At 51.4% G+C, this 7,654-nt stretch carries 10 protein-coding genes; 8 read left to right on the forward strand and 2 right to left on the reverse strand.

Annotation, left to right across the window (positions count from 1 at the left end; translation table 11 throughout):
* From AAY72_RS08045 to AAY72_RS08080, 8 genes are all read left to right on the forward strand, one after another.
* The coding region (locus AAY72_RS08045) for a serine hydrolase (RefSeq protein ID WP_057786655.1) at positions 1 to 860 on the forward strand (860 nt) is incomplete at its 5' end.
* Between the two features lie 78 nt (positions 861 to 938).
* Positions 939 to 1,202: a BrnT family toxin gene (locus AAY72_RS08050; protein WP_057786657.1), complete on the forward strand. Its 264-nt coding sequence runs from the start codon at positions 939 to 941 to the stop codon at positions 1,200 to 1,202.
* Positions 1,192 to 1,434: a type II toxin-antitoxin system BrnA family antitoxin gene (gene brnA, locus AAY72_RS08055; protein WP_057786658.1), complete on the forward strand. Its 243-nt coding sequence runs from the start codon at positions 1,192 to 1,194 to the stop codon at positions 1,432 to 1,434. The genes AAY72_RS08050 and brnA overlap by 11 nt, the downstream gene beginning before the upstream one ends.
* 14 nt (positions 1,435 to 1,448) lie before the next feature.
* A complete protein-coding gene (locus tag AAY72_RS08060; protein ID WP_057786660.1) occupies positions 1,449 to 1,874 on the forward strand; it encodes a thiol-disulfide oxidoreductase DCC family protein in 426 nt (141 codons plus the stop codon).
* 81 nt (positions 1,875 to 1,955) lie between these two features.
* Positions 1,956 to 2,378, forward strand: coding sequence for a DUF5412 family protein (locus tag AAY72_RS08065; RefSeq protein ID WP_008983348.1), 423 nt, complete (start codon positions 1,956 to 1,958; stop codon positions 2,376 to 2,378).
* 20 nt (positions 2,379 to 2,398) lie between these two features.
* Complete coding sequence (locus AAY72_RS08070; RefSeq protein WP_156411305.1) at positions 2,399 to 2,731, forward strand: hypothetical protein; 333 nt, start codon at positions 2,399 to 2,401, stop codon at positions 2,729 to 2,731.
* A gap of 67 nt (positions 2,732 to 2,798) precedes the next feature.
* The gene (locus AAY72_RS08075; protein ID WP_231728925.1) at positions 2,799 to 4,016 is read left to right on the forward strand and encodes an alpha/beta hydrolase; all 1,218 of its coding nucleotides are present in this window, start codon (positions 2,799 to 2,801) and stop codon (positions 4,014 to 4,016) included.
* A gap of 62 nt (positions 4,017 to 4,078) precedes the next feature.
* Complete coding sequence (locus tag AAY72_RS08080; protein WP_057786664.1) at positions 4,079 to 4,417, forward strand: tRNA-binding protein; 339 nt, start codon at positions 4,079 to 4,081, stop codon at positions 4,415 to 4,417.
* Between the two features lie 17 nt (positions 4,418 to 4,434).
* Here AAY72_RS08080 and AAY72_RS08085 read toward each other — a convergent pair whose 3' ends face one another.
* Entirely contained in the window at positions 4,435 to 5,547 is a 1,113-nt protein-coding gene (locus AAY72_RS08085) for a DUF563 domain-containing protein (protein WP_057786666.1), read from the reverse strand.
* Positions 5,548 to 5,670: 123 nt separating this feature from the next.
* Positions 5,671 to 7,654, reverse strand: a 1,984-nt coding sequence (locus tag AAY72_RS08090; RefSeq protein WP_231728926.1) for an exoribonuclease II, incomplete at its 5' end; no start/stop codon positions are given.

The following is a 7,654-nucleotide window of genomic DNA, read 5'->3' on the forward strand; positions in this document are numbered from 1 at the left end:
AACAAGGTGGAATGGTATTATCACTTACGGCAACTATCGATAACTACCTGGCGGATGTTCCTGCCGACAAAAAACAGATCACCATCCATCATTTGTTAAGTAACTCGTCAGGCCTGCCGACTAACCCGCCCAGCATGAGTTTTTACGACGTTATCGATAGCGGGATTTACACGCGGCAGGTACTGCAGCTGCCATTAGTTGCCGCCCCTGGCGAGCGCTATCACTATTCGAACCTGGGTTATTACTTGCTGGCGCAGCTAATTGAAATGGCATCAGGCCAGAATTGGGAAGCCTACATTCAACAGCACATCCTGTTACCGGCGGGTTTAACAGCAACCGGCTATCGCCTGGCGGATATACCGCAACACAGGTTGGCGATAAATTACGGTGCTGATCCCAACTGGTTACAACGGGCGTTTCGGTTACAAGCCAAGAGCCGCAGTGTGGGTGACTCGTTGCAGCATCTGCGCCAACAACCGGGTAAGCGCTGGTTCGAAGGTGGCGGTGGTTTTGTCTCGACCGCGCAAGATATGCAGGCCTGGTACCTGGCAATGCAGGCAGGTCAGATCTTAACCGCAGCCTCCTGGCAGCTGATGTTTACACCGCATATTGCCGAGAATACTGAAAAAGGTTCCTACTATGGCTATGGTTGGGCTATCGACAAGCAGCATGGCTTTAACAGGATTAATCACACCGGCTCAAACGGTTACTCCTATGCAACCTTCGATTACTATCCGGAAGTTGGCTTATTTATTTTTACCGCTTCGAATGATATCGATAATTATCCCCATCCGCTGCTAACGGAAATTAAGCCGTCGGTGTTAGAGACAGTAGTGGCTAAGGATTTAGCAGAACCTTAAATGTTTTCTCCAACTTGCAAACGTAATCTGTTGGCTTACACTTAACAAATGCGCCATTAAGGTATAATTTATATACCAATGTATAAATTCGAGTTTGACGACGGAAAGAGCCTGCTTAACCTTGAAAAACATGGTATTGACTTTGTTGATGCGCAGCAGCTCTGGAATGATCCTTACTTACTTGAGATTGAGGCCAGATCTACAGATGAATCGCGTTCGTTAGTTATCGGCGCAATCGATGGTAAGGTTTGGTCGGCGGTGATTACCTATCGAGGTGAGATTATCCGATTAATCTCGGTCAGGCGGGCGCGTAAAGCTGAGGTGGCAATTTATGAAAGCTGAAGTATTCGACAAAAAGTTTGATGATAATGCGGTCGATATTATTGATGCTCTTGACCTGTCGACAATTAAGCGTCCTAATCAGGCACAACGGCGTGTTAATGTAGACTTTCCTGCCTGGATGATTGAGTCACTTGATCAAGAGGCCAATCGGATCGGCGTTACCCGTCAGTCAATTATCAAGGTCTGGTTGGCTGAGCGATTGGAAGAAATTGCAGCGAACAAAGCTCGGTAGTTGCCGGTGGTGGTATGCACATGGGCTGCTCAATCAACACTAATCCGCATATCGTCATCTTCGATGGCGTTTGCCATCTCTGCCAGGGCGCGGTGCGGTTTATTATTAAACGCGATCCACTGGCGCGCTTTGTTTTCGCGCCGCTGCAAAGTGAGCTGGCACAGCAGCTATTGGCCGAATTTCCAGAGCTTAGCGCAGACACCGACTCCGTGCTACTGATTAAACAGCAGCGCTGTTACCTTTATTCTGATGCTGCGCTGGAGATTGCGCGCGATCTTAGCGGCTTCTGGCCTTATTGCAGGGTATTACGCTGGATACCCCGCGCCTGGCGTGATGCAGCATATAAATGGCTGGCGCGCCATCGCTACCGGCTCTTTGGTAGAAGTGAAGTCTGCATGTCGCCAAGTGCGGAATTAAAATCTCGCTTTATTGGACTATAAGCGGCGGTTCAGGTTGAGTAATTTATTATCAACGTTGAAGATAAAAGCGGGTTAGTCAGGTATCAACCATCAGGGACGACAATGCTAAAGCTTATCAAGTGGATGCTATTTATTCTGTTTATCACTATTGGCTTGCCAATACTGTTTTTTGTGTTGCTGTTTTACCTGGCTGCCGGCGGCCTTTGTGATAATGAGATCTATGCTGAACTATCTTCACCCGATAATCGCTATAAAGCGGTGATTTTTCAGCGTGATTGCGGTGCCACCAGCGATTTTAGTACCCAAATTTCCATTCTGCCCGCCGCTAACACCCTGGCGAACGAGTCCGGTAATATTTTTGTGCTGAAAGGCCATCCGCAAAGCCATGCCCCTGCGATAAGCTGGCTGTCTAACACCGAACTCTTAATTAACACTCCACTGGATGGTTCAGAAATTAAAGCTGAGTCGCGTTTTGACAGTACCGAGAATATTCGCATTCGCTATGCTGAAATGGCTACTGATTAGAACTTGTCAGGTAAGAGCAAATGTATAGATCCAGATTAGTGTGCGGCAATTTGCTATTCCTGGCCGGGGCTATCCCGGCAATATGGATGTTAAGCCAGCTGGCACCTGATGAGGCATCCGCTCAGGCCGCGGTAGTGGGCCTGTTTATTTTCGGCATACTGACACCGCTGATGGCGGTTGGTGCGTTGTTTTCAGTATCGGCGGTGTTACAGCTAAATCATGTCGCCAAAATCAGAGCCGCCCGCTTAAATACGCTGTTTGGTGGCGTTTTGCTGGCCTTGGGCTGGCTTATTTTGGGCACTACTGTTACGTTAATCGGTGTTGTAATCTATACCGTGCTCATCGGTATGTAGATAATCAGGGCGTTATGCGCCGCAGATAGGGTGACAAGCCGGTTAATCACTAAACTCGGGATTCTTTTTGGCACAGATTACTAATGACATGACTGCTTTGCTGGCCTTGCTGCTGGTCAGCCTGACTGGCGGCTACCTGGTTGTGCTTGGGGTATTGGCGTTGTTTCGGCCGCGGCAAGCACAGTCTTTTTTGCTTGGTTTTGCCAGCTCTGCGCGACTGCATTATCTGGAAATGGTGATCCGACTGCTGGTCGGTTTGGCCTTTATCCATAGCGCTGAATATGTTGTTTCCACTGCGGCCTTTACTGGCTTTGGTTGGTTATTGCTGCTGACCTCACTGCCGCTGCTGTTGCTACCCTGGCAATGGCACCGCCGGTTTGCTACGCAAGCGGTTAATGCCTGTCGCCGCTATCTGGTGCTTATTGGGGTTAGTGCCTTAGTGCTGGGTGTCGCTATCTTGTTGGCAGTACTGAAAAATATATCAGCGCCGGCTGGCGCGCCGTTAAGTTTTCTGCCGGCGTTACAGGGCGACTACTTTAAGTTCGATTCTGCCGAGGTTGCCAGACCTTTTCATATCTATGTGCGTCTACCCGCTGATTATGACAGCGCAACGACCCGTTACCCGGTGGTTTATCTGTTGGATGGTGATTCACTGTTTCCGATCCTGGCGGCAAATCATTTATTTCTAACTTATGATGAGGGCTTACCAGAAGCCATTATTGTCGGTATTGCCTATGGCGCTTTTGACAGTAGCATAAATAAACGCAGTTATGATTTTTCGGCACCGACAGCCGATGCCTCGGCAGAGCAAGGCGGTGCGCCGGCCTTTCAACGCTTTTTGGCGTTGGAATTAATGCCAGAAGTGGCCCGACGTTATCGGATTGATAGCAGCAAACAGATTTTATTTGGTCAGAGCCGGGGCGGGTATTTTGTGTTGTATTCTGCCTTTACCCAGCCGGATTTGTTCTGGGGGCGAATCGCCAGTAATCCGACCTTTGAACCCGGAGCCGCGATGTTTTTTAGCGCGCCGCCGTCTGCAACAAGGTCTGATCTGGGCTTGGTGGTTACCAGTGGTGCACGGGATTGGCCGAAGTTACGTCAGGCCGCGTTAAACTGGCAGCAGCACTGGCAAACTGAAACCAGGGCGCCATGGCAACTTCGAGTGATTACGATCGATAAGGGTACTCATGCTGCCAGTAGTCCGGAAAGTTACCGCCAGGCCATGTTGTGGTTGTTTAATCGCACCGAAGTTGAAGCGCCGCCGCGGAATGACAAGGGGCAATAACGTCGTGTAACAACGTGTAGCAAAGCAGGTGGCTCAGAGGCATAGCAGATGACGGGAGCAGTATGAAAACCATTAGTTTTGATGACTTTTTGCAGTTAGAGCTACGGGTTGGCCGCATTATCAGTGCCAAGGTTTTTGCACAGGCACGTAAGCCGGCTTATATTCTGGAAGTCGATTTTGGCGAGGCGATAGGGGTGCGTAAGTCGAGTGCGCAAATTACCGCACTGTATCAACCGGACGAGCTTGTCGGCCGGCTGGTCGTGGCGGTAATCAATTTTCCTGCCAAGCAAATTGGCCCGCTGATGTCAGAGTGTCTGGTAACCGGTTTTCATAACGCGGCCGGTGAGGTCGCGCTTTGTGTGCCGGATCAGGCGGTGCCGCTGGGAACCCGCTTACTCTGATGTGTGCTCAGTATCCGTTATAACTGCTGCAGATAGCGTTGTAACGGCTGTAAATCCAACCACAGTTCCTCGCTTTGCGGCGAGACCTTACCGCTTTGCAGCACCGCATAATCCAGTTTGCCTAAGGTGGCTAAGTCACGAAACCCCGGGTTGTGGTGGCCCTCAGGTACAAATTCCAGAATCCTGGTACCAGGCGCACACCAGAGCAAATTCGTCAGGGCTGCACCATGCGGCGCAATCACGACGGCCGCCTGACTGAACAGTTGCTGCTGTTCGATGACGGACAGCGCCGAGCAGCTGATAATCTCGAACTGATGCTGCTGTAGCAGAGCGATAATCTGTGCTTCGTTCTGCAATTTGCGCTTGTTGGCATCGAGCCTGGCAATATACAGTCGGCGTTGTGCGGTTTTTGCCGGCTGAAAGTCGCTAAGCTCACGTAAGGCCCGGTTTAGCCACACTGGCGTACGATAACTGCCTTTGGCACGCAGGGGCAGCACCAGTTCAGCACACTGTAAATGCGAGCTCTGCGATAACGGCACCACCTTAGTTAGCGCGATACCACAGCGCTGCAAGATGTCTTGCTGCCAGCGACAGCCGCTATAGGGCAACAAAAACTGGCTGACTTGCGTTAAATCCAGCCCGGCCTGGCGGGCAAACCAGAGATCGGCCATCACGTCGGCCCAGAAATGGTAGTAATTATTACAATCGTCGTAATAGGCGCCCAGCAGCAGGGTTTTACCGGCCAGATATTGCGCTTTTACTGCAACGCCACGCATTCTGCCGCGTAGTAATTTCGTCCAAAAACCTTTGCGCCGGCCATGTGGCAAGGTTAAACCAAAGCGCGACAGGGCATAGATCTGGCGGGCATGCGGATCGGCGCTGGCAAAGTGCTCACCGCGCGGTTTAATGCTAACAATATGCGCACCGCGTGCCTGTAATAAGCCTGCTGCGGTGGGGACCTCGGGTCTGTCCCATTGCAGCTGTCGGTGATCTAAAGTCGGAGTATCCAGAATGCGATCGACAGTAGCGGCCAGCTGTGGCTGCGGAATCCAACTTAAACTTATCAGGTTAATGCGCTGAGATCGGCGCTGTTGCCGGCGGCATAATGTATTCAGAATGGTTAATAACAACTCCTGGCTCCTTGCCTGAATAGAGAAAAGTTTGTGTTATTTGAACTGCAAAATACGAAATGAGAAAAGCTAACTGCAGTCGCCGGCCATTATTAGCCGGCGAAACTGAATTGTCGCTGAAGCTTAAAGATCTGCGCTGGCAGCGGGCAGTTTTAAATTAATGGTTTGGCTATCCGGATTAATCTCACTGATTTGTACCTGCAGCTGCTGTCCCAGTTCCAGCATGATGTTGTCCCCCTGATAACAGCGGCCTTCTTCCCAGTTAGTACTGAGGCTGTCTGCCGGTACACCCAGCTCGCTCAAGGCTAAAAAGCCCTGGGCACCATTTTCCAGTAACCGCAGCCGCACACCGGCACGGTTAATATCCTGCACTTCACCGGTAAAGCATTGGCCGTCGGCTTGGGCAGTACTGAGGAACTGACAATACAGCCAATCGGCAATATCCCGCTCGGCGCGACGCTGAATTTTGCGCTGCTCAGCCAGCCGTTTTGCCAGCTCCGCAGCAGGGGGCTCTGTCGCGGTCTGTAATAAGGTAGCTTTAATCAGGCGCTGATTAATCAAGTCACTGTATTTACGGATTGGCGAGGTCCAGGTTGCGTAATATTCTGCGCCTAAACCAAAATGCGCAGCTGGGGTGGTGCTCACCGTGGCGTAAGCCTGGAAGCGGCGGATCCGCGTATCCAGATAAGCGGATGGCAGCTGATCCAGCCAGCGCCGTAACTGACAAAAGCCGCTTAATTCGGTGAGGGCGTCACCCAGTACCGGTGCGTCAAATTTGCTGAGTAGTTCATTAAGTGGGTTTAGCTTGCTGCTGTCAAAACCGCTGTGGGTATTAAACAGGCCAAAGCCCGGTTGTGATGCTAAATAGCGACCTGCGCTCTGATTGGCGGCGATCATCGCTTCTTCGACCATCAGATTCGCAATACGGCGCTGCTCGGCATGAATAGCGACAACCTGATGTCCGGCGTTGAGGTCAAAGCGGTAATCCGGTTTATCCGGAAACACAATGGCATGGGTTTTACGCCATTGCTGGCGGGCTTTTGCCAGCGCACTAAGCTGCTGCAGCTGTTCGGCCATTAGCGAACTTTCAGGCTGCCAGCTGCCCGTGCCTTCCAGATAATCAGAGACTTGCGTGTAATCAAAGCGGGCCTGTGAGCAGATGGTGGCCAGCTCAAAGCGGTAGTCGGGTTCGATAGTGCCATCCTGCTGGATGTTTAGCGTTAACACCAGCGCCGGTCGTGGTTGGTTCGGGTGTAACGAACACAGCTCGTCGGCGAGTTGCCGCGGCAGCATCGGAATATTGCGACCAGGCAGGTAAGTGGTAAACAGCCGCTCTGAGGCGATCTGATCCAAAGCAGAACCTGCCGGAATATAGGCATCCGGATCGGCCACAGCGACCTTTAATTGCCAGCCTGTTGTGGTTTGCGTAATCGCAATCGCATCATCCATATCCTGGGTGCTGCTGCTGTCGATGGTGAAAAACGGCACAGCGGTCAGATCACTGCGTGGGGTAGTGGCTTGCTGTTCGCTGAATTCGGACAAGGGCGCCGCTGTCGGCAGGTTATGGCGCGCTAATACGACTAGCCAGGGCGCTTCTGGATCCGTAGCTTTGGCAATCAGTGCCGTCACTTCAACCAGAAATTGTTCATCTTTTAACGCGTGCTGTACCAGCGTTGCCTGCACCCAGTCGCCGTCAGCCAGTGCTTTGTCATCAATACCATTAACGGCTTTGGCTTTTAAGCCATCTTTAAACAACGGTAAGTCGGGAACGATTTGCAAACGGTTTTTAAAACGCTTAACCCGGCCGACGAAGTTTTGTAAACCGGCTTCCAGCAAGGTTTCCGGTTCGGCCTGGGTTTTGGCATCAACCTCGCGGATCACGGCACTGATGCGGTCACCGTTTAATAGTTTTTTCATCAAGGGCGGGCTGATAAAGTGGCTTTCTTTATCACTAACCTCTAAAAAGCCGAAGTTTTTAGTGGTGGCACGGACCACGCCTTCTTTTACCGGCAGCGATTCACGGAGCTGTTGCTTCAGCTGCGCCAGTAAAGGATTGTCTTGTAACATAAGGGTTCTCGTTATCGAGCCGCCGCCACTGTAGTGGCGG

The organism is Alishewanella sp. WH16-1, assembly GCF_001441695.1.
Taxonomy (GTDB): domain Bacteria; phylum Pseudomonadota; class Gammaproteobacteria; order Enterobacterales; family Alteromonadaceae; genus Alishewanella; species Alishewanella agri.

Coding starts and splice junctions, on each gene's coding strand:
- AAY72_RS08050 (WP_057786657.1), top strand. CDS start 939: ATGTATAAATTCGAGTTTGACGACGGAAAGAGCCTGCTTAACCTTGAA.
- brnA (WP_057786658.1), top strand. CDS start 1,192: ATGAAAGCTGAAGTATTCGACAAAAAGTTTGATGATAATGCGGTCGAT.
- AAY72_RS08060 (WP_057786660.1), top strand. CDS start 1,449: ATGCACATGGGCTGCTCAATCAACACTAATCCGCATATCGTCATCTTC.
- AAY72_RS08065 (WP_008983348.1), top strand. CDS start 1,956: ATGCTAAAGCTTATCAAGTGGATGCTATTTATTCTGTTTATCACTATT.
- AAY72_RS08070 (WP_156411305.1), top strand. CDS start 2,399: ATGTATAGATCCAGATTAGTGTGCGGCAATTTGCTATTCCTGGCCGGG.
- AAY72_RS08080 (WP_057786664.1), top strand. CDS start 4,079: ATGAAAACCATTAGTTTTGATGACTTTTTGCAGTTAGAGCTACGGGTT.